Origin of the sequence: Baekduia sp., assembly GCF_035685985.1 — a bacterium.
In the GTDB taxonomy this organism is placed as follows: Bacteria; Actinomycetota; Thermoleophilia; order Solirubrobacterales; family Solirubrobacteraceae; genus Baekduia.
In genome coordinates this window covers 52,743-78,858 of the sequence record NZ_DASRZV010000037.1, presented here as the reverse complement: position 1 = coordinate 78,858, position 26,116 = coordinate 52,743, and the positions used below count along the sequence as shown (strand labels likewise).

Here is a 26,116-nt window from a genome sequence, read left to right as displayed (position 1 = left end):
CGGGCACACCCGAGGGGGATGCCGCCCGCCCTCCTCGCCCGCGTCGACGCCCTGATGGGCGACGCCGTCGAGGCCACCGTCAAGCACCATCACCGCCGCCGGCTCCGTCGTCTCGGGCACAGCGGCGTGCTCGATCCGTCGCCCCGCGCCGACGGCGCGCTGTGGGCCGGCGGCGACCCGCCGCCGCGTGCCGGATGCAAGATGGAGGTCTTGATCGACGGCGCCGCCGCGCTGCCCCGGATCGCCGAGGCGCTGCGCGGCGCGCGGTCGCACGTCCACCTCACCGGCTGGCACCTCGCGGCGCACTTCGAGCTGGTCCGGGGCGAGGACCCGCTGGCGATCGGCCCGCTGCTCGCCGAGCTGGCCGAGCGCGTCGACGTCCGCGTGATCGTCTGGGCGGGCTCGCCGGTCCCGCTCTTCCACCCGACGCGCAAGGAGGTCGCGGCCGAGGTCCGGCGCCTCGTGCGCGACACCGAGATCCAGGCCTACCGCGACCCGCGCGAGCACCCGGTCCACTGCCACCACGAGAAGACGATCGTGGTCGACGACGAGGTCGCGTTCGTCAACGGCATCGACCTGACCGACCAGGCCGGCGACCGCTTCGACACCTCCGACCACGCGGCGCGCCGCAAGCTCGGCTGGCACGACGTCGGCACGCGGATCGAGGGCCCGGCGGTCGCCGACGTCGCCGCGCACTTCGCCATGCGCTGGCGCGAGGTCGCCGGCGAGGCGCTGCCGTCGCCGGCCGTCCCGGCGCCGATCGCGGGGCCGGGCACGAGCACGATCCAGGTCGTCCGGACGGTCTCCGAGGACATGTACGACCTGGTCCCCAAGGGCGACTTCCGCATCCTGGAGTCCTACGTGCGCGCGCTGCGGTCGGCCAAGAGCATCATCTACCTGGAGAACCAGTTCCTGTGGGCGCCGGAGATCACCGAGATCCTGGTGGACAAGCTCCGGCGCCCGCCGAGCGAGGACTTCAGGTTGGTCGTCCTGCTGCCCGCCAAGGCCAACAACGGCCAGGACGACACCAGGGGCCAGCTCGCGGTGCTGGCCGACGCCGACGACCACGGGAACCCGCACTTCCTCGCGGCGACGATCCGCTCGCGCACCGGCCACCGCGCCGACCCGCTCTACGTGCACGCCAAGGTCGGGATCGTCGACGACCGCTGGATGACGATCGGCTCGGCCAACCTCAACGCCCACTCCCTGCTCAACGACACCGAGCTGAACGTCGTCACCGACGACGCCGCGCAGGCGCGGGCGACGCGCGAGCGCCTGTGGGCCGAGCACCTCGAGGTCGACCTCCAGGACGTCGCGGGACGCCCGCCGCACGCGGTCGTCGACGAGCGCTGGCGGGCGATCGCGATGGCCCAGCTGCGCCGCCGCGAGGCGGGGGAGCCGCCGACGCACCGCCTGATCGCCCTCCCGGGCGTCTCGAAGCGGTCGCGCCGGCTGCTCGGCCCGCTGGAAGGCCTGGCCGACGACGGCTAGGCCCTCATCATCACCTTCAGCTCGCCGCCGCGACGATCGTCGGCGTCACGCCCGCCATCCCGCGCGCGTTGGGGTGGAACGGCGCGGCCGTGTTGCCCGGGACCAGCGGCTCGACCCACCGCACCGACGACGACTTGCACGCGTCGTGGCCGATCGCGGCGCTGTAGGTGTCGACGTAGCGCGCGCCGTTGGCGGCGGCGACGGTCGCCAACATGGTGTTCAACCGCTTCTCGGTCGCGCGCAGGTACGGCACGTCGTTCCAGGCCAGCGGGACCTGCGGCCAGCAGCCGCTGCCGGTCTCGGGCAGGATCGGCTCGTAGGCGATGACCAGCACGCGCGCGCTCGGCGCCCGCGCGTGGATGCCCTGGAGCACCGCGGCGACCTTCGGCGCGGTCGCGTCGATCCGCGCGGCCAGCTGATCGACGCCGCCGCTGTCGTAGCGGTCCTTGCACGGCGTGCCGAACGGCGACGCCGAGGCGCAGTTCTCGATGATCGACGTGAAGCCGATGTCGTTGCCGCCGATCGACAGCGTCACGGTCTGCGTCGCCGCGCTCAGCGCGTCGAGCTGCGGCGGGTTGGCGGGCCCGGGCGTGACGTCCTGGGCGGCCGTCATGTCGGCGGTCGTCGCGCCGCTGCACGACACGTCGCTGAGCGACTTGCCCAGCTGCGCGGCCGCGAGGTGCGCGTAGTTGTGGTCGGAGCGCAGGCAGCCGAGCGGGTTGAGCGACTGGCTCGGGATCAACGGCCCGGCCGCGTAGGAGTCGCCGAGCCCGACGAGCTGCGCGGCGCCGGCCGCGCCCGTCAGGCCCAGGGTCAGCGAGGCGGTCGCGGCGAGAAGCGCGGCGACCGTCCGCCCGCGAGGGACAGCACGCATGAAGTCCTCCTGGTTGGTGGTGTCGCGCGAACCTAGTGGTCCGCGCGACCCACGTGTGGAGGACGTGTCCGATGGGCGTCGCTGAGCGCCCTAGCGGCGGCGCGCCCCGGCGGCCCGGCCGATGACGAGCCCGGCGGCGAAGCCCGCGGCCAAGGCCACCGGGATCGGGTTCTCCTTGGCCTTGGTCGTCGCGGTGCCCGCCGCCTGCTGGGCGCCGTCGGCGACCGACTCCGGCGTGGCTCCGGAGGCCCGGCTCCGGGCGGAGCCGGCCCCGGCGGTCACCCTCGCGCGGGTCTCCTCGACCTTGTGGTTGAAGCGGGCCCGGGTCTCCTCGACCTTCTCGTGCGCGCGCGTCTTGACGTCGGCCTTCTCGGCCAGCGCGGCGGCGGTGTCGGCGAGCTCCTCGCGCGTGTGCTCGATCGCGGCCCGGATCTCCTCGGGCGTGCGGGCGCCGTTGCCGTTCATCGGGCGGCCTCCTCGTGGCGGTGGTGGCGGGCCTCGGCGACGTGCTCCCTGGTGAAGCGCACGTCCTCCTTGACCGTCGCCACGGTCTGCTCGGGCATCGGCGGCACGGCCCGCTTGGCCCGCGCCCGGCCCATCAGCGCCATCACGCCCGCGATGGCGAGCAGCGCGACGCCGACGATCAGGGCGGCCAGCCAGGCGGCGAGCGCGGTCGACAGCGCGATGATCGCGGTCGCGACCAGCGCGCCGACGCCGTAGAGGGCGAAGAGGCCGGCGCCGCCGAACATGCCGGCCCCGATCCCGGCCTGCTTGCCCTTGGCGGTCAGCTCGACCTTGGCGAGCTCCAGCTCCTGGCGGACGAGCGTCGAGACCTGGGTCGACAGGTCCTTGACCAGCTCGCCGGTGGGACGGTCCCGCAGGTGGTTGTCGGTGGTCATCGTCTCCGGGGGCTACCCGGAGATCCGCGACCGGAACATGTCGAACAGCGCGTAGGCACGACGGCGCGCATCGGCGGCGTGCTCCTCGCCGCCCGCGCGGACGTCCGCGACGGTGGTCCCGGCCCGGCGGACCGAGTCGGGGTAGTTGGTCGCCCAGCCCAGCGCGATGGCCGGCGTGACCTCGGGGTGGAACTGCACGCCGAGGTGGCGGCCGTGGCGGAACGCCTGCGCGCTGACCGGTGAGCGCGCGAGCAGCTCGGCGCCCGGCGGCGGGGTGAACGCGTCGCGGTGCCACTGCAGGTAGCGGCCGGGCGGGACGGTCTCGGGGTCCAGCGACTCGACCTCCAGCCAGCCGACCTCCGGCCGCGACGCCGGGCTGACGGTCCCGCCGAGCGCGCGGGCGAGGTGCTGGCCGCCGAAGCAGATGCCGAGGATCGGGACGTCGAGCGCCAGCGCGCGGTCCAGCAGCGCGCGCTCGCGCGCCAGCCACGGGACCGTGTCGTCGAACGCGCTGGCCTCCGAGCCGAGCACGACGACGAACGGGCGGCCCGCGACGTCCGGGGCGCCGTCGCCGTCGCCGTCGGCGTGCCACGCGAAGACCTCCAGGTCGATCCCGCGCTCGGCGGCCCAGTCGGCGAGCAGCCCCGCCGGGGCGTCGGCCTCGTGCTCGAGGACGAGCGCGGGCCGCGTCGCGGCGCTCACGCGGCGGCCGTGGCCTCAGGCACCTTCGCGCCGCCGGGGCCGGGCGTCGGCTCGACCTCGCGCGGCTCGACGGCGGCGCCGCAGGTCTTGCAGAAGCGACGGTCGTCCAGCTCGCCGCCGCAGCCGCGGTGCAGGAGCAGCATCGGGGGGCCGGCAGGGCCGGCGAGGTGCTTGTCGCCGAACTGCAGGAGCGCGACGATCGACGGCCACAGGTCGCGGCCCATCGCCGTCAGCCGGTACTCGTGGCGCAGCGGGCGCTCCTGGTAGGGGACCTTCTCGAGGATTCCGGCCTCGACCAGGCGCTCGAGCCGGTCCTGCAGGACGTTGCGCGCGATGCCCAGGCGCGCGGCGAAGTCGCCGAAGCGACGGATGCCGAGGAACGCGTCGCGGATGATCAGCAGGGTCCAGCGCTCGCCCACCAGCTCCAGCGTGCGGGCGACCGAGCAGGTCTGCGACTCATACGTGCGGCCGAGCATCGGTGTTCGATTCTAGCGCCCGTGGATAGCGTCACGCTACCGACTGTCGCATGGCCGTCCGGCGCGCTTCCGGACCCGCCCTTGCCGCCTCGGCACCGGCTCACGGTGCAACCCCCGAACCATCGGCCGCCGTCGCGCGTCGCCAAGCGCTATCCTTCGAGGTCGACTCGCTCCGGGGCGAGTCTTAATTTTGCCCCGGTACGGAGCGGGTTCGATCATCTTCATCAGACCTTTGCACGGGAGCCCTTTATGGCCCGCGGAGACGTGCGCATCGCTGTGACCCTCGCCTGCGAGGACTGCAAGCGGCGCAACTACCAGACCAACAAGAGCAAGCGCAACACGCCGGATCGCATCACGCTGCGGAAGTACTGCAAGTGGTGCCGTTGCCAGACCAGCCACCGGGAGACCCGCTAGGTCCCTGGGAGCCTCCGCATGGCCTCTGACCGACAGAACGACCCGACGACGCCGTCGTCGAACGACCCCCGCCCCGAGGACCACGTCCCGGGCGCGCTGGAGCACGCCTCCGGCGAGGTCGACGAGTTCGAGGCGACGGTGGCGGCGGGCGCCAACGGCACGAACGGCTCCGACGACGACGTCGACGCCGAGCTGGAGCGCCGCATGGCGGAGCCGGTCGGCGACCTCGACGACGACGGTGACATCGACGAGGACGATCGCGCCCTCGCTCGCACCGGCGGCCGCGAGACGGCGCACCCGGACAAGCGCGGTGGCCCGCGCTTCATCCAGTTCCTGCGCGCGTCGTGGGCCGAGCTGCAGCGCGTGCAGTGGCCGGACCGCCGTCAGGTCGCCCAGGCCACGTCCGTCGTCATCGGCTTCGTGATCGTCGCCGGCGCCTACCTGGGCCTGGCCGACTGGGTCGCGCGCAAGGTCGTCGACTTCATCATCTAGCCCGCGGGCGGACCCCTCTCTCACTTCATGTATCGCTGGTACGTCGTCAACACCTATTCAGGGCACGAGAACAAGGTCAAGTCGAACCTTGAGCACCGCGCCTCCTCCTTGGGGCAGCGCCGCGCGATCCGCTCCGTGGTCGTCCCCACCGAGACCGTCTCCGAGATGAAGGACGGTCAGAAGGAGACCAAGGAGAAGCGGACGATGCCCGGCTACGTGCTGGTGAACATGGACCTCAACGAGGACTCGTGGCAGCTCGTCAAGGGCACGCCCGGGGTCACCGGCTTCGTCGGCGCCTCCAACGAGCCGGTCCCGCTCACCCAGCCCGAGGTCGACCGCCTGCTGCACCGCGAGGTCGCGCAGAAGGTCGCCACCAAGGCCCAGTTCTCCATCGGCGAGTCCGTCAAGGTGATCTCGGGCCCGCTCTCCGACTTCTCGGGCGAGATCTCGGAGATCAACCAGGACGCGCAGAAGCTGAAGGTCCTGGTATCCATCTTCGGTCGAGAGACCCCCGTCGAGGTGGGCTTCGACCAGGTGAAGAAGATCTAGTCACACACAACGCCACATGAACCGCGCCGTGGCCAGCGGAGGCGGGAGGCGGAAGGAAGAGACATGGCCAAGAAGGTCCTCACCCAGATCAAGCTGCAGGCCGTAGGCGGCCAGGCGTCCCCGGCACCGCCGGTCGGCCCCGCGCTCGGTCAGCACGGCATCAACATCATGGAGTTCTGCAAGGCGTTCAACGCCCAGACCCAGCAGGACTCCGGCACGGTCATCCCGGTCGTGATCACGGTCTACGAGGACCGCTCGTTCACGTTCGTCACGAAGACGCCGCCCGCCGCGGTGCTCATCAAGCAGGCGATCAACCTCGAGAAGGGGTCGGGCGAGCCGCACCGCAACAAGGTCGGCCAGATCACCAAGGACCAGATCCGCGCGATCGCCGAGAAGAAGTTCAACGACCTGAACGCGAACGATCTCGATCAGGCCGGGAAGATCATCGAGGGCACCGCCCGCAGCATGGGCGTGGAGGTCGTCTAGTCATGGCCAAGCACGGCAAGACCTACAACGAGACCAAGGCGCAGGTCGACCGCGAGCGCGAGTACGCGCCCGCCGAGGCGATCGCGCTGGTCAAGTCCCTCAAGCGCGCGAAGTTCGACGAGTCCGTCGAGATCCACGTGCGCACGGGCCTGAACGTCCGCCACGCCGACGAGCAGCTGCGCGGCACGATCGCGCTGCCCAACGGCCTCGGCAAGGACGTCAAGATCGCCGTCTTCGCCCGCGGCCCGAAGGCCGACGAGGCGACCGCCGCCGGCGCGGACGTCGTCGGCGCCGAGGACCTCGCCAAGCGCATCGAGGAGGGCTTCATGGACTTCGACGTCGCCATCGCGACGCCGGACATGATGCCGATCGTCGGCCGCCTCGGCCGCATCCTCGGCCCCTCGGGCAAGATGCCGAACCCGAAGGTCGGCACGGTCACGATGGACGTGGCCAAGGCCGTCGAGGAGTCGAAGTCCGGCAAGGTCGAGTACCGCACCGACCGGACCGCGATCGTCCACCTGAACATCGGCAAGACCAGCTTCGACGAGCGCCAGTTGCTCGAGAACTACGCCGCCGTGATCGAGGAGCTTGTCCGCGCGAAGCCCTCGGCGGCCAAGGGTCGCTACCTGCGCACGGTCACCATCGCCTCGACGATGGGCCCGGGCATCAAGGTCGACCCGTCCCGTACCCGCGACATCCTCGGACTGGAGAGTGGTGAGAGCGCCGCTGCCGCGGCGTAGCTCATAGCTCACATCCGAGGCCGTCCTGAGACCGCCGGCGGCGCACGTGATCGCGGATCGCGTGCGCGCAAGCCCGGCAGAGGAGGCCCGTGAACAGGGACCAGAAAGCTGCAGCGGTCGCCGAGATCGCTGATCAGATCAAGGAGTCAGAGGCGGTCTTCGCCGTCGACTACCGCGGCATCACCGTCGCGCAGGTCGCCGAGCTGCGGACCAAGCTTCGCGATTCCGACGCGACGTTCCGCGTCGTCAAGAACACGCTCACCGAGCGTGCGGCCGACGCCGCCGACGCCGAGGCGCTGAAGAGCATCCTCGAGGGCCCGACGGCCCTGACGTTCGTCCGCGGTGACGCGGCCGGCGCCGCGAAGGCGATCGCCGACTTCCAGAAGGCCACCGGCGGCGAGCTCCTGCCCTTCAAGGGCGGGCTCATGAACGGCGACGCGCTCGACGCGGCGCAGATCACCGCCATCTCCAAGCTGCCGTCGCGCGACGTCCTCTACGGACAGCTCGTCGGCATCGTCGCCTCGCCGATCACCGGCCTGGCCCGGAGCCTCAACGGGCTCGTCTCGGGCCTGGCCATCGCGCTCGGCGGCGTGCTGGAGAAGAAGGAGAGCGGAGAGATTCCGTCCGGCGACGCGCCCGCGCCCGCGGCCGCCGCCACGTCGGAGGAGCCGGCCGCCGAGGCCGAGGCGCCCGCCGACGACACCAACAACTCGGAGGATCCCGCCGAGGGTCCCGACAACACCGAAGAGACCCAGGAGGGCTAAACAGTTATGGCTACCAGCACCGCAGAGTGGATCGAGGAGCTCAAGGGCATTTCCGTGCTCGAGCTGTCCGAGCGCATCAAGGCGCTCGAGGAGGAGTTCGGCGTGTCCGCGACGGCCGTTGCCGCGGCCGCTCCGGCCGGCGGTGGCGGCGGCGACGCCGGCGCGGCCGAGGAGGAGTCCTCCACGGTTGACGTCATCCTGACGGGCGCCGGCGACAAGAAGATCCAGGTCATCAAGGTCGTGCGTGCCGCGACCGGCCTGGGCCTGAAGGAGGCCAAGGCGCTCGTCGACGAGGCTCCCAAGCCCGTCAAGGAGGGCATCGAGCGCGACGAGGCCGACAAGCTCAAGCAGGAGCTCGAGGAGGCCGGCGCCTCCGTCGAGGTCAAGTAGCTCGGCCGCGGGCTCCTCGCCCGCACGCAGTTCCGCTGCACCGAAGGGCGTCCCGTTCGCGGGGCGCCCTTCGTCGTGCTCACGGCACTAGGTGCCGTTGGCCGAGAAGTGCTGGTAGTCGGTCGGGCCGGGCCAGGTGCCGCCCCAGCTCCAGCCGGCCTTGGCGAACGCGCGGACGAGGACGCCGCCCGCGTACGCCATGCCCTTGCGGTGCCTGGAGCGGTCCAGGTAGGGGCGCGACCGCGCGTGGGTCGTCGTGCCGTTGGCGTACACGTACGGGTTCTCGATGGTGTTGACGTCGATCGCCCGGCCGTAGGCGTGCTGGGACCAGCGCGTCGCGCCGGTCGCCCGGCGGCAGTTGAACGCCGAGGTGTTGTCGGCCTCGATCGAGCGGTAGTCGGAGGCGCCGTAGTCGTCGACGAGCCGCATGCGGCGGATCGGGAAGCGCTCGGCGTACAGGTACGCGAACGCGGTCCGCGTGGCGTGCACCGCGTCGGCGTTGACCACCAGCTCGCCGCGGTGGGCCCGGCCGTCGAAGCCGACGTAGGCGACGCGGACGTAGCGCAGGTCGTCCAGCGCGACCGGGCAGCCCGGGTGCCACGACGCGCCGTTGAGGCGGTGGCGCAGCGCGGGGGTGAGGCGGCGGGCGGAGAAGGCGAAGGCGGCGCGCGTGGTGGCGGGCCGGGCGGCGGCGGTCGTCGTGGTCGTCGCGGCCGCGACCGCGTCGGTCACCGTGGCGCGCGACGGGGCGTCGTCGCCGGCGCCGCCGCCGCACGACGCCGTCGCGCACCCGAGCAGGCCGGCGGCCAGGACGCGCGCGGTCAGCATCGGCGCAGCGTGATCGACCGGGACTTCAGCGACGGCCCCATGATGTACACGTTGGAGACGTACCCGCCGCGCGTGGTGCGCGACCAGACCGTGCTCGTCGCCCCCAGCGCGGAGGACCGCACGGGCTCGCCGCGGACCTGGCAGCTCAGGCGCAGCGTGTCGCCCTCGTCCAGCCGCAGCACCTCGTCGGCGTCCGGCGACGGCGACGCCCGCACCGAGAGGTGGCAGTCGCCGCCGACCCCGCCCTTCCCGCACGTCCGCGCGACGACCGCCCGGGCCGGACGCGGCTCCGCGGGCGCCTCGGCCGGCGGCGCGGCCTCGCCCTCCGTCGCGGTCGTCGGCGTCGCGACCGTCACCGCCGGCTGAGACGGGCCGACGGTCGCCGCCGGCGGCACCGTCACCCGGCGCGCGACCGGGTGGTCGCTGCCGTCCAGCGCGCCGGTCAGCGCGAGCGCCGCGACCACCGCGCCGACGACGAGCGCCGCGGCGCCCGCGACGAGCACGCCGCGCGGCGGGCGCGAGGACGTCGTCGCCCGGGGGACGACCGCGGCCGGCGCGGGCGCGAGTCGCTCCCCGCAGCGCTCGCAGAACGTCGCGTCGGGCTCGGTCGAGGCGCCGCAGCGCGAGCAGAACACGCTAGGTCAGCGGCTGACCGCAGGACCGGCAGAACCGGCCGCCCGGCGTCGTGGGCGTGCCGCAGTTGGGGCAGGTCGCCGGGGTCGTCGAGGCCTCTGGCGAGGCCGGCGCCGCGAACAGCGGCGAAGGCGGGGTCGATGTGGACGGCGTCGACGGCGTGGTCGGGGCGGCCGGCGCGGGGGCGCCGGCGCCGAGCCAGCCCGCGGTGGCGAACGCCTCGCGCTGCAGCGCGTTCTGGTCGCGGAGCAGCTCGCCGATCCGGAAGACCTGGATGATGAACTCCAGGATGACCCGCGTGTAGATGGTGTACAACAGCGCGCCCAGCGGCGCGGCGATGATCAGCACGAACAGGCCCGCGGCCGCGCTGTCCTGGAAGGCCGCCACGATGAACGCCAACGCGAACAGGCCGATCAGGATCAGCGACAGGACGTAGATCACCTTGATGATCTTCGTCGTGACGAAGCTCGTGAAGGACAGGTCGAACAGGCTGCTGAAGAATCCTCGCTCCATGGCGCGGTAGAGAACCACAAACCGGTGCGCCATGTCCACCGGTACGGTCGGAGGTGCTACGATGCGCTCGTCGAAGGGAAGTAGCCCGACGGCGCGTTCTCGTCAGCACGGCCCATCGGGCCCGGGGCGCGCGGCCTCCTCGTGAGGCGGTCAAACCTTCGCGGATCATCGAACCCGCGAAGCGAGGAACCGTCTCCGATGAAGTGGATCGCCCTGATCGGCGCCCTGATCGTCCTGTTGGCCTTCGACCTGTGGCTGGCGCGCCGCGAGAGCCACGGCGCGGGCATGAGCGTCCGCAAGGCCACGCTGCACTCGCTCGGCTGGCTGACCGTCGCGCTCGCGTTCGGCGCGGGCATGTTGGTGGCCTTCGGCGGCCGCGACGCCGGCCTCTACTACGCCGGCTTCCTGGTCGAGAAGTCGCTCAGCCTCGACAACGTCTTCGTGTTCCTGCTGATCCTGACGAGCTTCGGGATCCCCGAGGCCCAGCGCCACCGCCTGCTGACCTGGGGCATCGTCGCCGCGCTCGTGCTGCGCGGCGTCTTCATCGCCGTCGGCGCCACCGCGCTGCACCACGCCTCGTGGATCTCCTACATCTTCGCCGCGCTGCTGGTGTGGACGGGCTGGCGGATGTTCCAGCACCGCCACGACGCCGAGGGGGAGACCGCGTTCGTCGAGAAGCTGAGGACGCGCCTGCCGCACCTGTCGGTCGGCACCGCCGCGGTCGCTGCGCTGGTCGTCGCCGACATCGTCTTCGCGATCGACTCCGTCCCCTCGATCCTGGCGATCACCGACGACGCCTTCATCGTCTTCGCCGCCAACGCCTTCGCGCTGCTCGGCCTGGCGCCGCTGTTCTTCCTGGTCGCCGACCTCGTCCAGCGGCTCTACTACCTGAAGACCGCGCTCGCGGCGCTGTTGGTGCTGATCGGCGTCAAGATGGCCGCCGGCGAGCTGTGGGGCAAGCTCGGCCCCGAGATCTCGCTGCCCGCGATCGCGCTCGTGCTCGGCGCCGGCGTCGTCGCCTCGCTGCTGCGCGACCGCCGGATCGCCCGTGAGCGGGGCGAGACCGGCGACGCCGCGCCGTCGACCGCGTAGCCGCGCGGGACGCCGACCGCGCCGGGACCCTTGACATGGTGGAGCACGCTGAGCAGGCTGCTCCGCCATGTCACGCTCCAGCCGCCTCGCCCTCGCGGGGCTCGCCTGCGCGCTCGCGCTCGTCCCCGCCGCCGCCCGCGCGGAGGTGGTGGAGCCGCCGGTGCCGCTGGCCAGCGCCACGGGCGGGGTCGCGACCGGCGCCGACGGCAACGTCTACGTCGTCGAGACCTTCAACAACTCGGTCGCCGTCCTCTCGCCGACCGGACAGCTCATCCGGCGCGTGGGCGTGTCGGGCCGGCCGACGTCGGCCGCGCTCGGCCCGGACGGCCGCGTCTGGGTGGCGATCGGCACGCACGACGCCACCGCGGGCTTCCGGCGGATCGAGCCGTCGGGCACGGTCCTGACGGCGCCGTCGGCGCTGGCCTGCGGGCCCGCCGGCATGGCCGTGTTCGGCAGCACGCGGATGCTCTACACGGCGCCCGACCCGGAGTTCGCCTGCGGCGCCGGCCGCGGCCTGGGCGGGATCGACGGCGACGGCACGACGTCGAGCGCCTTCCCCACCACCTACGACGCCTACGACCTCGCGGTCATCGGCAACAAGGCCTTCGTCCCGGACTTCGACGGCAACCTCGTGCGGCGCTACTCGCTGAGCGGCACCGGCGCCTGGCAGGCCGTCGAGGCGACCTGGCCGATCCCGGTCGCCGCGGGCGCCGACGGCATCGAGGTCGGCCCCGGCAACCAGCTCTTCGTCACGATGTACAACACCGGCCAGGTCATCCGGCTGGACCCGACCGCCTCCAGCGGGGTGAACACGATCGCCGTCGCCACCGACCTGGTCAACCCGTTCGGGATGGCGATGGGCGCCGACGGCGCGCTCTACGTCGCCTCCCAGGACGCGCGCGTCCTGCGGATCGGCCCGGACGGCTCACAGCGCTCGATCGCGCTGCCGGCCGGCTTCGCGGCCTGGCAGCTGGCGCGGTCCGGCAACGACATCTGGGTGACCGACGCTGACAACCCCCGCGCGCTGCGGATCCGCAACGCGGGCCGTCCCGAGCCGATCCCGCCCGCCGACCCGGCGCCCGTGCCCACGCCGCCGGCGACGACGCCGCCCGCCACGCCGCCCACGACCCCGGCGCCCAAGCCGGCCGCCAAGCCGAAGGTCGCCGACGTCGTCTCGCTGGCCTCGCCCAAGCGCTGCCTGTCCAAGCGGCGCCTGACGCTGACCGTCCGCAAGCCCAAGGCCGGCGCGGCGAAGGTGAGCTCGGTCAAGGTCACGATCGGCAAGGGCAAGGCCAAGACGTACACCGCCAAGAAGCTGAAGGTCCCGGTGACGCTGGCCGGGCTGCCGAAGGGGACGTTCAAGGTCAGGTTGTCGGTCAAGCTCAGCGACGGCACGACGCTGACCGAGACGCGCACCTACAAGACCTGCGCGACCAAGGCCAAGCAGAAGGGCTGAGCCGCCGGCGCCGGTCGGGCGCCTGACGCTTCGGCGGCCGCCGAACGGTTGAAGGGGCAGCGTGGCGGGCGTGTCGCGCACCTACCTCGCCGTCCTGGCCGCCGCCGCGCTCTGCTACGCCGCGCTGGGCGCGGTGCTGCGGATCCTGCCGTCCCACGTCGGACACGACCTCGGCGGCAGCGCGGCCGCGCTCGGCCTGGCGGTCGGCGCGCCCGCGTTGACGGCGATCGTCGCGCGGCCCGCCGGCGGCCGGGTGGCCGACCGCGTCGGCCCGTGCCCGCCGGTCGTGGTCGGCGCCGCGGTGATGGCCGCCGGCACGCTCCCCGCGCTGGGCGGCGGCCTGGCGACGCTCGACGCGAGCCGCCTGCTCGTCGGCGCGGGGGAGGGCATGATGATGGCCGCCGCCGTCCTCTGGCTGCTGCGGCTCGCCGGCCCCGAGCACCGCGGCCGCGCGCTCGGCCACATCGGCCTGGCCAACTACGCGGGGCTGGCCGTCGGCCCGCTGATCGCCGATGCGCTCGGCGGCGAGGCGCGCGCGGTGCTGATCGCCGCCGCCGTCCTGCCGCTGCTCGCCGTCCCGCTGGTGCTGGTCCTGCCGCGCGCGCCCGGCCCCGACGCCGCCCGCGGCCACCAGGACGACGAGCGCCGCGGCGGCGCTCGCGCGATCGCCGCCGCGATCGCCCGCCCCGGCGCGGGCCTCGCGCTGGTCAACGTCGGCTACGTCGCGGTGATCGCCTTCGGCGCCCAGGTCGGCCACCTCACGGCGATCGTCCCGGTCTTCGCGGTGACCGTCATCGCCGCCCGGACGCTCGGCGCGCGGATCCCCGACCGCCTCGGCGCCGAGACGACCCTGCGCGCCTGCGTCGTCGCCGAGGGCCTGGGCCTGGTCGCGCTCGCGCTCGCCGGCGCGGGCGGCGCCGGCGCCGCGGCCACGATCGTCCTCGCCGGCGGCCAGGCGCTGGCCGTCCCCGCGCTCGGCGTCCTGGCGCTGCGCCGCGTCCCCGCCGCCTGCCACGGCGCCGCGGCGGGCCTCTTCTTCTCGTTCTTCGACGCGGGCGTCGGCCTCGGCGGCCCGCTGGTCGGCGTGTTGGCGCGCGCGACCACGCCCGCCGCCGCCATCGCGTCGGCCGGCGTCGCGGTCCTGGCGGTCTGGCCGGTGGCCCTCGGCATCTGGCACCCGTCGCCGTCCACCGCTACACTGCCGCGCGTCGGCCAATAGTCGCAGCCGCCCGGAAGCACGCTTCCCGCGCCACATACGCGGGGGCCGGGGCGGGGTCCGTGAGCGCCGACCGCCCCGCGCATCGGGGTCCACTTCGGCCTGTGCTAGATTGGCAGGTCGCGCCTCTGCGTCACCCGGCAGCGGGGCGCGCCCTCCCAGTTTGCCCGCCTCCACCCCTGAGGAGTCGCCGTAGTGCCTGCCCTCGACGCCACCCGGACGCGCCGCTCTTTCGCGCGCCTGGACAAGGTCCTCGACCTTCCGAACCTCATTGACATCCAGCGCCGCTCGTTCGAGTGGCTGGTCGATCCCGAGAACGGTGGTCTCCGCGAGACCATCGACGACATCTCGCCGATCGAGGACTACACCGGTCACCTCGCCGTCAACTTCGGCGACTTCGTGTTCGACGCCCCGCCGAACTCGATCGCGGAGTGCCGCGAGAAGGACCTGACCTACAGCCGTCCGCTCACCGTCACCGTCGCGTTCATCAACCACGAGACGGGCGAGATCCGCGAGCAGTCCGTCTTCATGGGCGACTTCCCGTGGATGACCGAGCGTGGCACGTTCATCATCAACGGCACGGAGCGCGTCGTCGTGACGCAGCTCGTGCGCTCGCCCGGCGCCTACATCATGGAGGCCAAGGACCGCGAGAAGCAGGTCTTCACGGCCAACCTGATGCCCGCCCGCGGCTCGTGGCTGGAGATGGAGATCGACAAGAAGGGCAAGGTCTTCGTCCGGATCGACCGCAAGCGCAAGCTGCCGGTCACGGTCCTGCTGCGCGCGATGGCCTACAACCCGGAGACCGACGCCGACGTCGAGGAGTCCCACGAGGACATCGAGAAGCTCGACACCGAGCTGGCGGCGCTCTTCGAGAACTCGCTCTACATCCGCAACACGATCGAGAGCGACCCGGAGCCGACGAAGACCAAGAAGGGCGCGCTCATCGAGCTCTTCAAGAAGCAGCGTCCGGGCGAGCCGCCGTCGGTGGACGCCGCCTACGCGCTGCTCAACCAGCTCTTCTTCGACCCCAAGCGCTACGACCTCACGCGGGTCGGCCGCTACAAGCTCAACGCGCGCCTGGGCCTCGACATCGACCTCGAGACCCGCACGCTCACGCACGACGACATCCACGCGCTCGTCCGCGAGCTGATCTCGCTGCCCAAGCTCCTGGGCATCCCGGAGGACGGCGAGGTCGAGATCAAGGACTACGCCGCCGAGGCCACCGCGCTTCCGCGTGAGCCGATCGCCGACCGCCTCGACGAGTACGAGCACTTCGGCAACCGCCGCCTGCGCACGGTCGGCGAGCTGATCCAGGAGGCCTTCCGGATCGGCCTCTACCGCATGGAGCGCGTCGTCCGCGAGCGCCTCACGACGGAGGACGAGGACACGATCACGCCGCAGACGATCGTGAACATCCGCCCGGTCGTCGCCGCGCTGAAGGAGTTCTTCGGCTCGTCGCAGCTGTCGCAGTTCATGGACCAGACGAACTCGCTCTCGGGCCTGACGCACCGCCGCCGCCTGTCGGCGCTGGGCGCCGGCGGCCTGACCCGCGAGCGCGCGCCCATCGAGGTCCGCGACGTCCACCCGACGCACTACGGCCGCATGTGCCCGATCGAGACGCCGGAGGGTCCGAACATCGGCCTCATCGGCTCGCTGTCCTCCTACGCGGAGGTCTCCGAGCACGGCTTCGTCACGACGCCCTACCGCGTCATCAAGGACGGCGAGGTCACCGACGAGCTGGTCCACCTGGACGCCACCCAGGAGGAGCAGCGCCTGATCGCGCAGGCCAACCACCCGGTCGACCCGAAGACCAACAAGCTCAAGGGCCCCGAGGTCCTCTGCCGCACGCAGGCCGGCCAGTACGTCACGGTCGCGCCCAAGGACGTCGACCTGATGGACGTCTCGCCCGAGCAGATCTGGTCGGTCGCCACGGCGATGATCCCGTTCCTCGAGCACGACGACGCCAACCGCGCGCTGATGGGCTCGAACATGCAGCGCCAGGCCGTGCCGCTGTTGAAGACCGACGCCCCGGTCGTGGGCACCGGCATGGAGCGTCGCGCCGCCATGGACACGGGCGACCTGATCCTCGCCCAGCACGACGGCACGATCGCCTACGTCGACGCCGAGCAGATCGTCGTCGAGCACGACGAGGGCCGCGACGAGCACGAGCTCCAGAAGTTCATGCGCTCCAACCAGGGCACGCTCATCCACCAGAAGCCGCTCGTCTCGACCGGCCAGCAGGTGAAGAAGGGCGACCTCCTGGCCGACGGCTCCGCCTCGGACAAGGGCGACATGGCGCTGGGCAAGAACCTGATGGTCGCCTTCATGTCCTGGGAGGGCTACAATTTCGAGGACGCGATCATCCTCAGCAAGCGCCTGGTCAAGGACGACGAGCTCACCTCGATCCACATCGAGGAGTACGAGATCGACGCCCGCACGACGAAGCTGGGCGACGAGGAGATCACGCGCGACATCCCGAACCGCTCCGAGGAGTCGCTGCGCAACCTCGACGACCGCGGCATCGTCCGCATCGGCGCCGAGGTCGGCTCCGGCGACCTGCTGGTCGGCAAGGTCACGCCGAAGGGCGAGACCGAGCTGACGGCCGAGGAGAAGCTGATCCGCGCGATCTTCAAGGAGAAGGCGCGCGAGGTCCGCGACACCTCGCTCAAGGTCCCGCACGGCGAGGGCGGCGTCGTCATCGACGTCATGACCTTCAGCCGCGAGAACGGCGACGACCTGCCGCCGGGCGTCAACGACCTCGTCCGCGTGTTCGTCGCCAAGAAGCGCAAGATCTCCGAGGGCGACAAGCTCGCCGGCCGCCACGGCAACAAGGGCGTCATCTCGAAGATCGTCGACGAGCAGGACATGCCGTTCCTCGAGGACGGCACGCCGGTCGACGTCATCCTCAACCCGCTGGGCGTCCCGTCCCGCATGAACGTCGGCCAGATCCTGGAGACCCACCTCGGGTGGGCCGCCGCGCAGGGCTGGTTCGACGACGAGGAGAAGGGCTTCAAGCACGGCGAGAAGGTCTACACCGCCACCCCGGTCTTCGACGGCGCCTCCCTGGAGGACGTCGACCGCGCGCTGGTGCGCTGGCAGGAGGACCACACGAAGTACGGCGGCAAGATCAAGATGGACGTGGACACCAGCCGCGTTCCGGGCCGTCAGGCCACCGGCAAGTTCCGCCTCTTCAACGGCCGCACCGGCGAGCCGTTCGAGGGCGTCGTGACGGTCGGCTACATGTACATCCTGAAGCTGCTGCACCTCGTGGACGACAAGATCCACGCGCGCTCCACCGGCCCGTACTCGCTGGTCACCCAGCAGCCGCTGGGCGGCAAGGCGCAGTTCGGCGGCCAGCGCTTCGGCGAGATGGAGGTGTGGGCCCTGGAGGCCTACGGCGCCGCCTACACGCTGCAGGAGATGCTGACCATCAAGTCCGACGACACCGTCGGGCGCGTCAAGGCCTACGAGGCGATCGTCAAGGGCGAGAACATCGCCGAGCCGTCGATCCCCGAGTCCTTCAAGGTGCTCCTCAAGGAGATGCAGTCGTTGGCGCTCGACGTCAACGTCGTCTCCGAGGAGGGCCAGCGCGCCGAGATGGCCGACGAGGACGACGACCTGCTGCGCGCCGCCGAGGAGCTCGGCATCGACCTCTCGGGCGTCCGGGCCGGCGACGGCCAGGCCGCCGACGAGGCGGTCGAGGGCTCCGACGACACGGACGCCTCCGGCGACGGCCAGGCCTCCGGCGAGGCCGAGACCGACGACGCGCCCGACCTCGACGTCGACGGCGAGATCGACCTGGGCGACCTGCCCGAGGACGGTCTGGTCGAGGACGAGGCCTAAGACGTACCACCCGCACGACCTGAGAGAGATCGCATGATCGACATCAACAACTTCGACGCCATCGAGATCGGACTGGCGTCCTCCAAGCAGATCCGCGGGTGGTCCTCCGGCGAGGTCACCAAGCCGGAGACCATCAACTACCGCACGCTGAAGCCCGAGAAGGACGGCCTGTTCTGCGAGCGCATCTTCGGTCCCACCAAGGACTGGGAGTGCTACTGCGGCAAGTACAAGCGCGTCCGCTACAAGGGCATCGTCTGCGAGCGCTGCGGCGTCGAGGTGACGCGGTCCAAGGTGCGCCGTGAGCGCATGGGCCACATCGACCTCGCCGCCCCGGTCAGCCACATCTGGTTCTTCAAGGGCGTCCCGAGCCGCATCGGCTACCTGCTGGACATGGCGCCCAAGGAGCTGGAGAAGATCCTGTACTTCGCAGCGTCGATCGTGACGTGGGTGGACCAGGAGGCGCGCTGGCGCGACCTGCCCAAGCTCGAGGGCGAGATGCAGGAGGAGCTGACCCGCCTGCGCGAGGAGGAGAACGAGCGCGTCGAGGAGCTGCGCAAGAGCCGCGAGGCGCGGATCACGTTCCTGGGCTCCGGCGAGCAGGGCGACTTCGGCGACGAGGACCACCTCTGGGCCGAGTCGTTGGACATCAACGTCAAGAAGCTCTCCGACGACGAGCGCGAGAAGCTCGTCAAGGAGATCCAGAAGACGTTCGCCTCCGACATCGACGACACCCAGGCCTACTACGAGGACGCGCGCGAGCGCCTCAAGGACGTCTGGAAGCTCTTCGCCAACAAGGAGGAGCCGTCCGACGAGCCCCCGCAGGAGGGCGAGGACTGGCCGCTGAACACCTACGTCGACAAGGCCGCCGAGAAGGACGAGTTCCGTCCCAAGACGATCGTCGCCGACGAGACGTTCTTCCGTGAGCTCAAGCACCGCTTCGGCTCGCCCTTCGGCTTCGGCGAGTACTTCGGCGGCGGCATGGGCGCCGAGCACATCCGCACGCTGCTGCTGGAGAAGGACGAGTACGACCGCCTCGCGCCCCCGCGCGAGACGGACGCCGACCGCCTGGCGGGCGACGACCTCGCCCCGCAGGACCAGCCGGGCATCGTGCTCGAGCACGAGCGCGAGGACCTCGAGGACCAGGTCAAGAACGGCAAGGGCCAGAAGCAGGCCCGCGCGGTCAAGCGCCTGAAGGTCCTCTCGGCCTTCCTGCACTCCGACAACAAGCCGGAGCACATGGTGCTCGAGGCCGTCCCGGTCATCCCGCCGGAGCTGCGCCCGATGGTCCAGCTCGACGGCGGCCGCTTCGCGACGTCGGACCTCAACGACCTCTACCGCCGCGTCATCAACCGCAACAACCGGTTGAAGCGCCTCCTCGACCTCGGCGCGCCCGAGATCATCGTCAACAACGAGAAGCGCATGCTGCAGGAGGCCGTCGACGCGCTGTTCGACAACGGCCGCCGCGGCCGGCCCGTCACGGGCCCGGGCAACCGCCCGCTGAAGTCGCTCTCGGACATGCTGAAGGGCAAGCAGGGCCGCTTCCGCCAGAACCTCCTGGGCAAGCGCGTGGACTACTCCGGCCGATCGGTGATCGTGTCGGGCCCGTCGCTGCGCCTGCACCAGTGCGGCCTGCCGAAGCTCATGGCGCTGGAGCTGTTCAAGCCGTTCATCATGGCCCAGCTCGTCGAGCGCAAGGCCGCGCAGAACATCAAGGCCGCCAAGAAGATGGTGGACTCGATGATCCCCGAGGTCTGGGACGTCCTGGAGCAGGTCATCCACGAGCACCCGGTGCTCCTGAACCGCGCGCCCACGCTGCACCGCCTGGGCATCCAGGCCTTCGAGCCGGTGCTGGTCGAGGGCAAGGCGATCCAGGTCCACCCGCTCGTCTGCTCCGCGTTCAACGCGGACTTCGACGGTGACCAGATGGCGGTCCACCTCCCGCTGAGCGCCGAGGCGCAGGCGGAGGCCCGCATCCTGATGCTGTCCTCCAACAACATCCTGTCCCCCGCGCACGGCGCGCCGCTGGCGACGCCCGCGCAGGACATGGTGTTGGGCACCTTCTACCTCACGCACGGCCCGGACGCGTCCGAGCTGTCGGAGAAGCAGGCCAAGTTGGCCGCCGGCGAGTGGCCGAGCAGCGAGCCGCGCCCGAAGGTGTTCCGGACGGCGCAGGAGGCCGAGCTGTCCTACGACAACAAGCTCGTGGGCCTGCACGACCTCGCCGAGTACCGCCAGGCCAACCGCGAGGGCGGCCACATCCTGACGACGGTCGGCCGCATCATCTACAACGACAAGATCGAGCGCGCGCTGGAGGAGGCTCTGGGCGAGGACTACTCGCCCGAGCTGTACACCTTCGTCAACCAGGCGATGCGCAAGAAGGACACCGTCAAGCTGATCGACGCGCTCGTGCAGTCGTACGGCGCCAGCGCGGTGGCCCTGGTCCTCGACGCGTTCAAGGACCTCGGGTTCCACTTCGCGACGCTGGCCGGCATCACGGTGTCCAAGAACGACGTGGTCATCCCGCCGCAGAAGCCCGAGATCCTCAAGAAGTACGAGGACGAGGTCGCGGAGATCCAGGACCAGTACGACATGGGCCTGATCACGCAGGAGGAGCGCCACGAGCTGGTCGTCGAGAAGTGGACGCAGGCGACCGACGAGGTGGCCGACTCCATGCAGGACCACTTCGACCACCTCAACCCGATCTACATGATGGCCACGTCGGGCGCGCGAGGCTCGATCTCGCAGATCCGCCAGCTGGCCGGCATGCGCGGCCTGATGGCCAACCCGAAGGGCGAGATCATCGAGCGCCCGATCAAGGCCAACTTCATGGAAGGCCTGACGGTCCTCGAGTACTTCATCTCGACGCACGGCGCCCGCAAGGGCCTGGCCGACACGGCGCTGCGCACGGCGGACTCGGGCTACCTGACCCGCCGTCTGGTCGACGTGTCCCAGGACGTCATCATCCGCGAGCTGGACTGCGGCACCACGGAGGGCATCGACCTCCCGGTGTTCGCCGCCGGCGGCGCCCCGAACGACAACCTCGTCGGGCGCATCGCGCCCGCCGACATCGGCGGCAAGGGCGACAAGGCGATCGTCAAGAAGGGCCAGGAGATCGACCGCGCCGAGTTCGCGCGGATCGTCGAGCTCTTCCAGGGCGAGTACGACAACGGCGGCCGTCCGGTCGTCAACGTCCGCTCGACCCTGAAGTGCGAGGCGACCTCCGGCGTGTGCCAGGCGTGCTACGGCCGCTCGATGGCGACCGGCAACCTCGCGCAGATCGGCGACGCGGTCGGCATCGTCGCCGCGCAGTCGATCGGCGAGCCGGGCACGCAGCTGACGATGCGCACGTTCCACACCGGCGGCGTCGCCGGCGCGGACATCACGCACGGCCTGCCGCGTGTCGTCGAGCTGTTCGAGGCCCGCAAGCCGAAGGGCCTGGCGCAGATCGCCGAGCAGGACGGCGTCGTGGCGGTCGAGGAGACCGACAAGGCGCGCACCGTGGTCGTCACCGACGACACCGGCGAGGAGCACCGCTACACGTTCCCGCGCCGGACGCGCCTGCTCGTGGAGGACCGCGAGCGCGTCGCGGCGGGCACGCAGCTCAACGAGGGCTCGCTGTACCCGCACGACCTGCTCAAGCTCCGCGGCCGGACCGAGACCGAGCAGTACCTGGTCAAGGAGGTCCAGGAGGTCTACAAGTCGCAGGGCGTGGACATCAACGACAAGCACATCGAGCTGATCGTCCGCCAGATGCTCAAGAAGGTCCGCGTCGACCAGAAGGGCGACACGAACTACCTGCCGGGCCAGTTCGTGGACCGCTACGAGTTCGCGCGGGTCAACGACGACATCAAGAAGAGCAAGGGCGAGACGGCCCAGTTCGAGGAGATCATCCTCGGGATCACGAAGGCGTCCCTGAACACGGACTCCTTCCTGTCGGCGGCCTCCTTCCAGGAGACGACGAAGGTGCTGACCGACGCGGCGCTGGAGGGCAAGAAGGACACGCTCAACGGCCTGAAGGAGAACGTGATCATCGGCAAGCTGATCCCGGCCGCGACGGGCCTGAAGCGCTACCGCCGGATCGAGATCGAGCCGTCGGAGCCGCTGCCCCGCGCCATGGACGAGGTCGGCCTGCTCGACCAGGACGAGATCGCCGCCGAGCTGGGCCTCGGCGACGGTGACGGCCTCGGCGCCTTCGGCGCCGGCTTCGACCAGGACCTCGCGCAGCTCGAGGACATCGGCGCCGGTGGCGACACCGGGTTCGCCGACGAGCTGGCCGAGCTGGACGTGCCGCAGGACGACGAGCAGCAGTAGCCGCTCGCGCGACCACGCAGCCTCAGAGGGCGCCCTTCGGGGCGCCCTCTTTCGTTCCGGCACGGCTCACGAGGGATCCGGGTCGCCTGCCTCGACCATCCGTCCGCAAAGCTCCATCGCGCCCCGCAAACCGCGTCCTTTTCGGCGTCCTGCGCGGTCAAACCTCCTCAAAACCTGTGCGCCGCTGCCGACGATGCAGGCATGGGGATGACGAGTCCGGTCGCTGCAGAAGGCGCCGGCCAGGGGACGCCTGCCCCGGCGACATGGCTGATCGACGAGCTCGGTCGGCAGCGGCTGCTCGACATGGGCGGTCGGGTGCGCACGCTGCGCAACCTGACGTTCGTCCTGCAGTTGATGGTGTTGCTGGGATGCGCTCCGTGGCTCGGCTGGTGGACGCCCGCGCCGATGGTCGCGGTCGCGGCGGTCTTCGCCGTCTGCGACCGGCGGATGCCGAAGGTCGCGCGGCCGGAGGTCCCGTTCCTGGTCGCGTGGGTCGGCACGCTCGTCGCGATCACCGCCGGCGCGCTGCTCATGGACGGCCCCCAGGCGCCGTGCGTGCTCTGGTACGCGCTCGCGGTCTCGTCGCTTCCCGGCCGCTTCACGACGCGCGGGATCGTCGCCGGCGTCACGCTGACGCTGGCGCTGCTGATCGGCATGGCCTTCGCGTCCGACGCGTCCGCGGTCCTCGACCGCCCGTCGCTGGTCACGTTCCCGGCGATGCTCGTCGTCGGCGTCGCGCTGTTCGGCTGGGCGCACATGCACTCCGAGGTCGCCCAGCGCGCCGAGGCCGTCATGGACCCGCTGACCCAGATGCTCAACCGCAAGGCCTTGGTCACGCGCGCCGCCGAGCTGGCGCAGCAGACCGCGCTGACCCGGCGACCCGTCGGCGTCGTCGTCGGGGACCTCGACCACTTCAAGAACGTCAACGACACCGCTGGCCACCAGGTCGGCGACGCGGTGCTGCGCGACGTCGCGTTCCGCTGGCGCCTGTCGCTGCGCGCCTACGAGATGGCCTACCGGTTGGGCGGCGAGGAGTTCCTGGTGCTGTTGCCGGGCGCGAGCGTCGTCGAGGCCGAGGAGGTCGCCGAGCGCCTGCGCGGGGCGATCGGCGCCGCGCCGGTCGCCGGGCAGCACGTGACGATGAGCTTCGGCGTGGCCGCCTCGGCCGACGGCGAGGCGTTCGACTTCGACGCGCTCTACGCCGACGCCGACGCGGCGCTGTACCGCGCCAAGCGCGGCGGCCGCGACCGCGTCTGCGGCGGGCCCGGCGAGGCGCCCCCGCGGCTGGAGGCCGTCGCATGATCCCGCCGATCGCCGCCGCGGGCGCGCTGGACCCCGCCGCCGAGGACACCTGGCTGATCGACCACGCGGTCCGCGCGCGGCTGCAGGAGGTCGACGGCCGCCCGCGCACCGCGCGTCAGATCGTCTTCGCGCTGGAGGGCCTGGTGGTCCTCTCGGCGATCCCCGAGCTCGGCTGGTGGCCGGTCCTGCTGCTGCCGCTGGTCGCCGGGGCGTTCATGCTCGGCGACTGGCTGATGGCGCGCACCGAGCACGCCGAGATCGTCTACGCGACCGCGTGGTCGCTCGCGCAGATCCTGATCGGCGTCAGCGCCGCGCTGACCCACGGGCCCGACTCGCCGTTGCTGATGTGGCTGGGGATCCCGATCGCCGCGGCGATCGGGCGCTTCACGCCGCGCGGGCTGGTGGCGGGCGTCGGCCTGACCGTCGCCGTGCTGCTGGCCGCGACGTTCGGCGTCGACGCCCAGCGCGTGCTCGACGCGCCGTACCTCGTCGCCTTCCCGTTCTCGCTGGTCTGCGGGATCGCGCTGGTCGGCAGCGCGCTGATGCGCTCGGAGGTCGAGCACCGCGCCGACGCGATCGTCGACCCGCTGACGCAGATGCTCAACCGCAAGGCGCTGGCCGCCCGCGGCCGCGAGCTCGCGCTGCAGTCCGAGGTCTCCGGGCGGCCGGTCGGGCTCGTCCTCGGCGACCTGGACCACTTCAAGGCCATCAACGACCGCGAGGGCCATCAGGTCGGCGACGCGGTCCTGCGCGAGATCGCCTACCGCTGGCGGGCCGCGCTGCGCGCCTACGACCTCGCCTACCGGCTCGGCGGCGAGGAGTTCGTCGTCCTGCTCCCGGGCGCGACGCCCGACGAGGCACGCGGCCTGGCCGAGAAGCTGCGCGAGGCGATCCGCGCCGAGCCGATCGCCGGCCACCCGATCACGATGAGCTTCGGCGTCGCGGTCTCGGGCGCGGGCGGCTTCGACCTCGACGGGCAGTACGCGCGCGCCGACGCGGCGCTCTACGAGGCCAAGGCCGCCGGGCGCGACCGCGTCATGCTGGCGGCCTGACCCCGAGCGACCGCGCCCACGCGCGCAGCCGTGCCGCGTGCTCGTCGACCAGGCCGGTCGGCGGCTCGGTGGCGACCAGCAGCGTCGGCGCCGAGCGCCGCGCCGCCCACGCGTGGCAGGCGTCGTTGAACGCGTCGTCGACCCACGCCAGCGGGCGATCCGGGCCGGCGAAGGCGTCGATCGCGTCGAGCTTCCAGTGCGCGCGCCGGGAGACGTCGGCGCGCGAGCGGTCGAAGGCCAGGTGGGGCAGGCCCTTCGGCATCCCGAGCAGGTGGGGGAGGTGCTCGTCGGCCCGCTCCTCCCAGCCGCTGCACCACACGAGCGCGAACGAGTCCTGGAGCTCCAGCAGGTGCTCGGCCGCGCGGGTGGAAAGGAAGTGCGGGATGCCTTCGATGACCGCGAACGCGCCAGGTGGACGAACGTCCATGGGGAACCCCCAAAGCGAGATCACGCCGTCGATGTCCATGAGCAACAGGGGTTTCGCCTGCAATTCGAGGTCTCCGAGCATCTTCATCCAAACCTTATGCAGGTAGGAACTGGGACCGCTACGCTCTGCCAGGACCGTTTGGGTCAAGCGGTTCGGAACGTTTGCCGATCTCTGGGGCGAGAGATCGGTGAGTCGGGCTACTCCAGCCCGCGCCGCCTGACCTTGCCATCGCCCCACGCCACCACCACCACGTGACGATCCAACTCGGCATCCTTCTCGCGCTCGTCTGCGCCTTCGTTTCGAACCTGGGCTTCTTCTTCAAGCACCGCGGTGCCTGCGAGTGCCCGAAGGTCGACATCCGGCATCCGTTCCGCACGGCGCGGCAGCTGTACTCCTCGAAGTGGTTCGCCATCGGCATGGCGATCGCCACGAGCGCCTGGATCTTCCACGTCGCCGCGCTGGCGATGGCGCCGATCTCGGTCGTCCAGGTCGTCCTGGCCGGCGGCGTCGTGATGATCGGCGTGATGGCCCAGCGGCTGTTCGGCGTCGTCGTCGGCAACCGGCAGTGGTGGGGCCTGGCGCTCACGTGCATGGGCCTGATCCTGCTGGCGGTGACGTTCCCGCACAGCAGCGAGAACGCGCACTCGACGTTCTCGGTCCCGGCGATGATCGCCTTCGAGGCCGGGCTGTTCGGCATCGGCGGCCTGCTGATCATGGGCCCGCGCGTCGGCGCCCCGGCCCACCACCACGGCGTCATGCTCGGCGCCGCGGCGGGCGTCCTGTTCGGCGTGTCGGACGTGGCCATCAAGGCCCTGACCGGCATCGCCGGGCACGAGGGCCTGGTCGGCATCGCCTCCAGCCCGTGGCTGTGGGTGACGGTCAGCGCGTCGATCGCCGCGTTCTTCTCCTCGGCCCGCGGTCTGCAGGACGGCGACGCGGTCAGCGTGATCGCGATCACCGGCACCGCCGCGAACATCACGACGGTCGCCGCCGGGATCATCGTCTTCGGCGACCCGATGCCCGGCACGACGCTCGGCATCGTGCTCCAGGCCGTCGCGTTCCTGCTGGTCATCGTCGCCTCGGCGATGACGCCCCCGGCGCGCTCCGCCGACGGCGCGGTCACCGCCGGCCACGGCGTCGCGCCCGCCGGCGCCGCCGCGTAGCGT

The 26,116-nt window shown here is 71.6% G+C and carries 25 protein-coding genes; 16 read left to right on the top strand and 9 right to left on the bottom strand.

The window, feature by feature from the left end; translation table 11 throughout:
• Nucleotides 1-18 precede the first annotated feature (18 nt).
• Nucleotides 19-1,491 carry a phospholipase D family protein gene (locus VFG42_RS25255; protein WP_324911611.1) on the top strand — a complete coding sequence of 491 codons (1,473 nt, stop codon included), beginning with the start codon at nt 19-21 and terminating at the stop codon, nt 1,489-1,491.
• 16 nt (nt 1,492-1,507) lie between these two features.
• Here the strand turns inward: VFG42_RS25255 and VFG42_RS25250 are convergent, their stop codons facing one another.
• The 5 genes from VFG42_RS25250 to VFG42_RS25230 form a co-directional block, all read right to left on the bottom strand.
• Nucleotides 1,508-2,365, bottom strand: a complete 858-nt coding sequence (locus tag VFG42_RS25250) for an SGNH/GDSL hydrolase family protein (RefSeq protein ID WP_324911610.1) — start codon at nt 2,363-2,365, stop codon at nt 1,508-1,510.
• 90 nt (nt 2,366-2,455) lie between these two features.
• On the bottom strand, nt 2,456-2,830 hold the full coding sequence (locus tag VFG42_RS25245) for a DUF3618 domain-containing protein (RefSeq protein WP_324911609.1): 375 nt from the start codon (nt 2,828-2,830) through the stop codon (nt 2,456-2,458).
• Nucleotides 2,827-3,264, bottom strand: coding sequence for a phage holin family protein (locus VFG42_RS25240; protein WP_324911608.1), 438 nt, complete (start codon nt 3,262-3,264; stop codon nt 2,827-2,829). Before VFG42_RS25240 ends, VFG42_RS25245 begins: the two co-directional genes overlap by 4 nt.
• Nucleotides 3,265-3,276: 12 nt before the next feature.
• Nucleotides 3,277-3,966, bottom strand: a complete 690-nt coding sequence (locus VFG42_RS25235; protein ID WP_324911607.1) for a type 1 glutamine amidotransferase — start codon at nt 3,964-3,966, stop codon at nt 3,277-3,279.
• Nucleotides 3,963-4,442: a helix-turn-helix domain-containing protein gene (locus VFG42_RS25230; RefSeq protein WP_324911606.1), complete on the bottom strand. Its 480-nt coding sequence runs from the start codon at nt 4,440-4,442 to the stop codon at nt 3,963-3,965. The genes VFG42_RS25235 and VFG42_RS25230 overlap by 4 nt, the downstream gene beginning before the upstream one ends.
• Nucleotides 4,443-4,691: 249 nt before the next feature.
• Between VFG42_RS25230 and rpmG the strand changes: the two genes are divergently transcribed.
• The 7 genes from rpmG (at nt 4,692) to rplL (ending at nt 8,277) form a co-directional block, all read left to right on the top strand.
• Nucleotides 4,692-4,856 carry a 50S ribosomal protein L33 gene (gene rpmG, locus VFG42_RS25225; protein ID WP_324911605.1) on the top strand — a complete coding sequence of 55 codons (165 nt, stop codon included), beginning with the start codon at nt 4,692-4,694 and terminating at the stop codon, nt 4,854-4,856.
• A gap of 18 nt (nt 4,857-4,874) precedes the next feature.
• Nucleotides 4,875-5,348 (top strand): preprotein translocase subunit SecE, encoded by a 474-nt coding sequence (gene secE / locus VFG42_RS25220; protein WP_324911604.1) that lies wholly within the window; start codon nt 4,875-4,877, stop codon nt 5,346-5,348.
• Nucleotides 5,349-5,375: 27 nt separating this feature from the next.
• Nucleotides 5,376-5,897, top strand: coding sequence for a transcription termination/antitermination protein NusG (nusG, locus tag VFG42_RS25215; RefSeq protein WP_272474283.1), 522 nt, complete (start codon nt 5,376-5,378; stop codon nt 5,895-5,897).
• A gap of 63 nt (nt 5,898-5,960) precedes the next feature.
• Nucleotides 5,961-6,383 (top strand): 50S ribosomal protein L11, encoded by a 423-nt coding sequence (rplK, locus tag VFG42_RS25210; protein ID WP_324911603.1) that lies wholly within the window; start codon nt 5,961-5,963, stop codon nt 6,381-6,383.
• A gap of 2 nt (nt 6,384-6,385) precedes the next feature.
• On the top strand, nt 6,386-7,123 hold the full coding sequence (rplA, locus tag VFG42_RS25205) for a 50S ribosomal protein L1 (protein ID WP_324911602.1): 738 nt from the start codon (nt 6,386-6,388) through the stop codon (nt 7,121-7,123).
• Between the two features lie 89 nt (nt 7,124-7,212).
• A complete protein-coding gene (gene rplJ, locus VFG42_RS25200; RefSeq protein WP_324911601.1) occupies nt 7,213-7,887 on the top strand; it encodes a 50S ribosomal protein L10 in 675 nt (224 codons plus the stop codon).
• Nucleotides 7,888-7,893: 6 nt separating this feature from the next.
• Nucleotides 7,894-8,277: a 50S ribosomal protein L7/L12 gene (rplL, locus tag VFG42_RS25195; protein ID WP_324911600.1), complete on the top strand. Its 384-nt coding sequence runs from the start codon at nt 7,894-7,896 to the stop codon at nt 8,275-8,277.
• Nucleotides 8,278-8,364: 87 nt separating this feature from the next.
• Here rplL and VFG42_RS25190 read toward each other — a convergent pair whose 3' ends face one another.
• From VFG42_RS25190 to VFG42_RS25180, 3 genes are read right to left on the bottom strand one after another with little or no spacing between them, the layout of a single operon-like run.
• The gene (locus VFG42_RS25190) at nt 8,365-9,105 is read right to left on the bottom strand and encodes a M15 family metallopeptidase (protein WP_324911599.1); all 741 of its coding nucleotides are present in this window, start codon (nt 9,103-9,105) and stop codon (nt 8,365-8,367) included.
• Entirely contained in the window at nt 9,099-9,740 is a 642-nt protein-coding gene (locus VFG42_RS25185) for a zinc ribbon domain-containing protein (protein WP_324911598.1), read from the bottom strand. Before VFG42_RS25185 ends, VFG42_RS25190 begins: the two co-directional genes overlap by 7 nt.
• 1 nt (nt 9,741) lies before the next feature.
• Nucleotides 9,742-10,251 (bottom strand): DUF4282 domain-containing protein, encoded by a 510-nt coding sequence (locus VFG42_RS25180; RefSeq protein WP_324911597.1) that lies wholly within the window; start codon nt 10,249-10,251, stop codon nt 9,742-9,744.
• A 198-nt stretch (nt 10,252-10,449) separates the two neighbouring features.
• Here VFG42_RS25180 and VFG42_RS25175 point away from each other — a divergent pair, with 198 nt between their 5' ends.
• The 7 genes from VFG42_RS25175 to VFG42_RS25145 all read left to right on the top strand — a co-directional run bounded on the left by VFG42_RS25175 (nt 10,450) and on the right by VFG42_RS25145 (nt 24,523).
• Nucleotides 10,450-11,343 (top strand): TerC family protein, encoded by an 894-nt coding sequence (locus tag VFG42_RS25175; protein ID WP_324911596.1) that lies wholly within the window; start codon nt 10,450-10,452, stop codon nt 11,341-11,343.
• A 67-nt stretch (nt 11,344-11,410) separates the two neighbouring features.
• Entirely contained in the window at nt 11,411-12,799 is a 1,389-nt protein-coding gene (locus VFG42_RS25170; RefSeq protein WP_324911595.1) for a hypothetical protein, read from the top strand.
• 70 nt (nt 12,800-12,869) lie between these two features.
• Nucleotides 12,870-14,018: an MFS transporter gene (locus tag VFG42_RS25165; RefSeq protein WP_324911594.1), complete on the top strand. Its 1,149-nt coding sequence runs from the start codon at nt 12,870-12,872 to the stop codon at nt 14,016-14,018.
• Nucleotides 14,019-14,210: 192 nt separating this feature from the next.
• The gene (locus VFG42_RS25160; RefSeq protein WP_324911593.1) at nt 14,211-17,858 is read left to right on the top strand and encodes a DNA-directed RNA polymerase subunit beta; all 3,648 of its coding nucleotides are present in this window, start codon (nt 14,211-14,213) and stop codon (nt 17,856-17,858) included.
• A gap of 33 nt (nt 17,859-17,891) precedes the next feature.
• On the top strand, nt 17,892-22,169 hold the full coding sequence (gene rpoC, locus VFG42_RS25155; RefSeq protein ID WP_324911592.1) for a DNA-directed RNA polymerase subunit beta': 4,278 nt from the start codon (nt 17,892-17,894) through the stop codon (nt 22,167-22,169).
• Nucleotides 22,170-22,376: 207 nt separating this feature from the next.
• Nucleotides 22,377-23,471: a GGDEF domain-containing protein gene (locus VFG42_RS25150; RefSeq protein ID WP_324911591.1), complete on the top strand. Its 1,095-nt coding sequence runs from the start codon at nt 22,377-22,379 to the stop codon at nt 23,469-23,471.
• Nucleotides 23,468-24,523 (top strand): GGDEF domain-containing protein, encoded by a 1,056-nt coding sequence (locus VFG42_RS25145; protein WP_324911590.1) that lies wholly within the window; start codon nt 23,468-23,470, stop codon nt 24,521-24,523. The genes VFG42_RS25150 and VFG42_RS25145 overlap by 4 nt, the downstream gene beginning before the upstream one ends.
• Here VFG42_RS25145 and VFG42_RS25140 read toward each other — a convergent pair.
• Nucleotides 24,507-25,037, bottom strand: a complete 531-nt coding sequence (locus VFG42_RS25140; RefSeq protein ID WP_324911589.1) for an HAD domain-containing protein — start codon at nt 25,035-25,037, stop codon at nt 24,507-24,509. The two genes, VFG42_RS25145 and VFG42_RS25140, sit on opposite strands and share 17 nt — an antisense overlap.
• Nucleotides 25,038-25,201: 164 nt before the next feature.
• Here VFG42_RS25140 and VFG42_RS25135 point away from each other — a divergent pair, with 164 nt between their 5' ends.
• Nucleotides 25,202-26,113: a hypothetical protein gene (locus VFG42_RS25135; protein ID WP_324911588.1), complete on the top strand. Its 912-nt coding sequence runs from the start codon at nt 25,202-25,204 to the stop codon at nt 26,111-26,113.
• Nucleotides 26,114-26,116 lie beyond the last annotated feature (3 nt).

Coding starts and splice junctions, on each gene's coding strand:
- rplA (WP_324911602.1), top strand. CDS start 6,386: ATGGCCAAGCACGGCAAGACCTACAACGAGACCAAGGCGCAGGTCGAC.
- VFG42_RS25145 (WP_324911590.1), top strand. CDS start 23,468: ATGATCCCGCCGATCGCCGCCGCGGGCGCGCTGGACCCCGCCGCCGAG.
- VFG42_RS25250 (WP_324911610.1), bottom strand. CDS start 2,365: ATGCGTGCTGTCCCTCGCGGGCGGACGGTCGCCGCGCTTCTCGCCGCG.
- VFG42_RS25240 (WP_324911608.1), bottom strand. CDS start 3,264: ATGACCACCGACAACCACCTGCGGGACCGTCCCACCGGCGAGCTGGTC.
- VFG42_RS25255 (WP_324911611.1), top strand. CDS start 19: ATGCCGCCCGCCCTCCTCGCCCGCGTCGACGCCCTGATGGGCGACGCC.
- VFG42_RS25140 (WP_324911589.1), bottom strand. CDS start 25,037: ATGAAGATGCTCGGAGACCTCGAATTGCAGGCGAAACCCCTGTTGCTC.
- rpoC (WP_324911592.1), top strand. CDS start 17,892: ATGATCGACATCAACAACTTCGACGCCATCGAGATCGGACTGGCGTCC.
- VFG42_RS25190 (WP_324911599.1), bottom strand. CDS start 9,105: ATGCTGACCGCGCGCGTCCTGGCCGCCGGCCTGCTCGGGTGCGCGACG.
- rpmG (WP_324911605.1), top strand. CDS start 4,692: ATGGCCCGCGGAGACGTGCGCATCGCTGTGACCCTCGCCTGCGAGGAC.
- VFG42_RS25245 (WP_324911609.1), bottom strand. CDS start 2,830: ATGAACGGCAACGGCGCCCGCACGCCCGAGGAGATCCGGGCCGCGATC.
- nusG (WP_272474283.1), top strand. CDS start 5,376: ATGTATCGCTGGTACGTCGTCAACACCTATTCAGGGCACGAGAACAAG.
- VFG42_RS25170 (WP_324911595.1), top strand. CDS start 11,411: ATGTCACGCTCCAGCCGCCTCGCCCTCGCGGGGCTCGCCTGCGCGCTC.
- VFG42_RS25175 (WP_324911596.1), top strand. CDS start 10,450: ATGAAGTGGATCGCCCTGATCGGCGCCCTGATCGTCCTGTTGGCCTTC.
- VFG42_RS25180 (WP_324911597.1), bottom strand. CDS start 10,251: ATGGAGCGAGGATTCTTCAGCAGCCTGTTCGACCTGTCCTTCACGAGC.
- secE (WP_324911604.1), top strand. CDS start 4,875: ATGGCCTCTGACCGACAGAACGACCCGACGACGCCGTCGTCGAACGAC.
- rplL (WP_324911600.1), top strand. CDS start 7,894: ATGGCTACCAGCACCGCAGAGTGGATCGAGGAGCTCAAGGGCATTTCC.
- VFG42_RS25150 (WP_324911591.1), top strand. CDS start 22,377: ATGACGAGTCCGGTCGCTGCAGAAGGCGCCGGCCAGGGGACGCCTGCC.
- VFG42_RS25230 (WP_324911606.1), bottom strand. CDS start 4,442: ATGCTCGGCCGCACGTATGAGTCGCAGACCTGCTCGGTCGCCCGCACG.
- rplK (WP_324911603.1), top strand. CDS start 5,961: ATGGCCAAGAAGGTCCTCACCCAGATCAAGCTGCAGGCCGTAGGCGGC.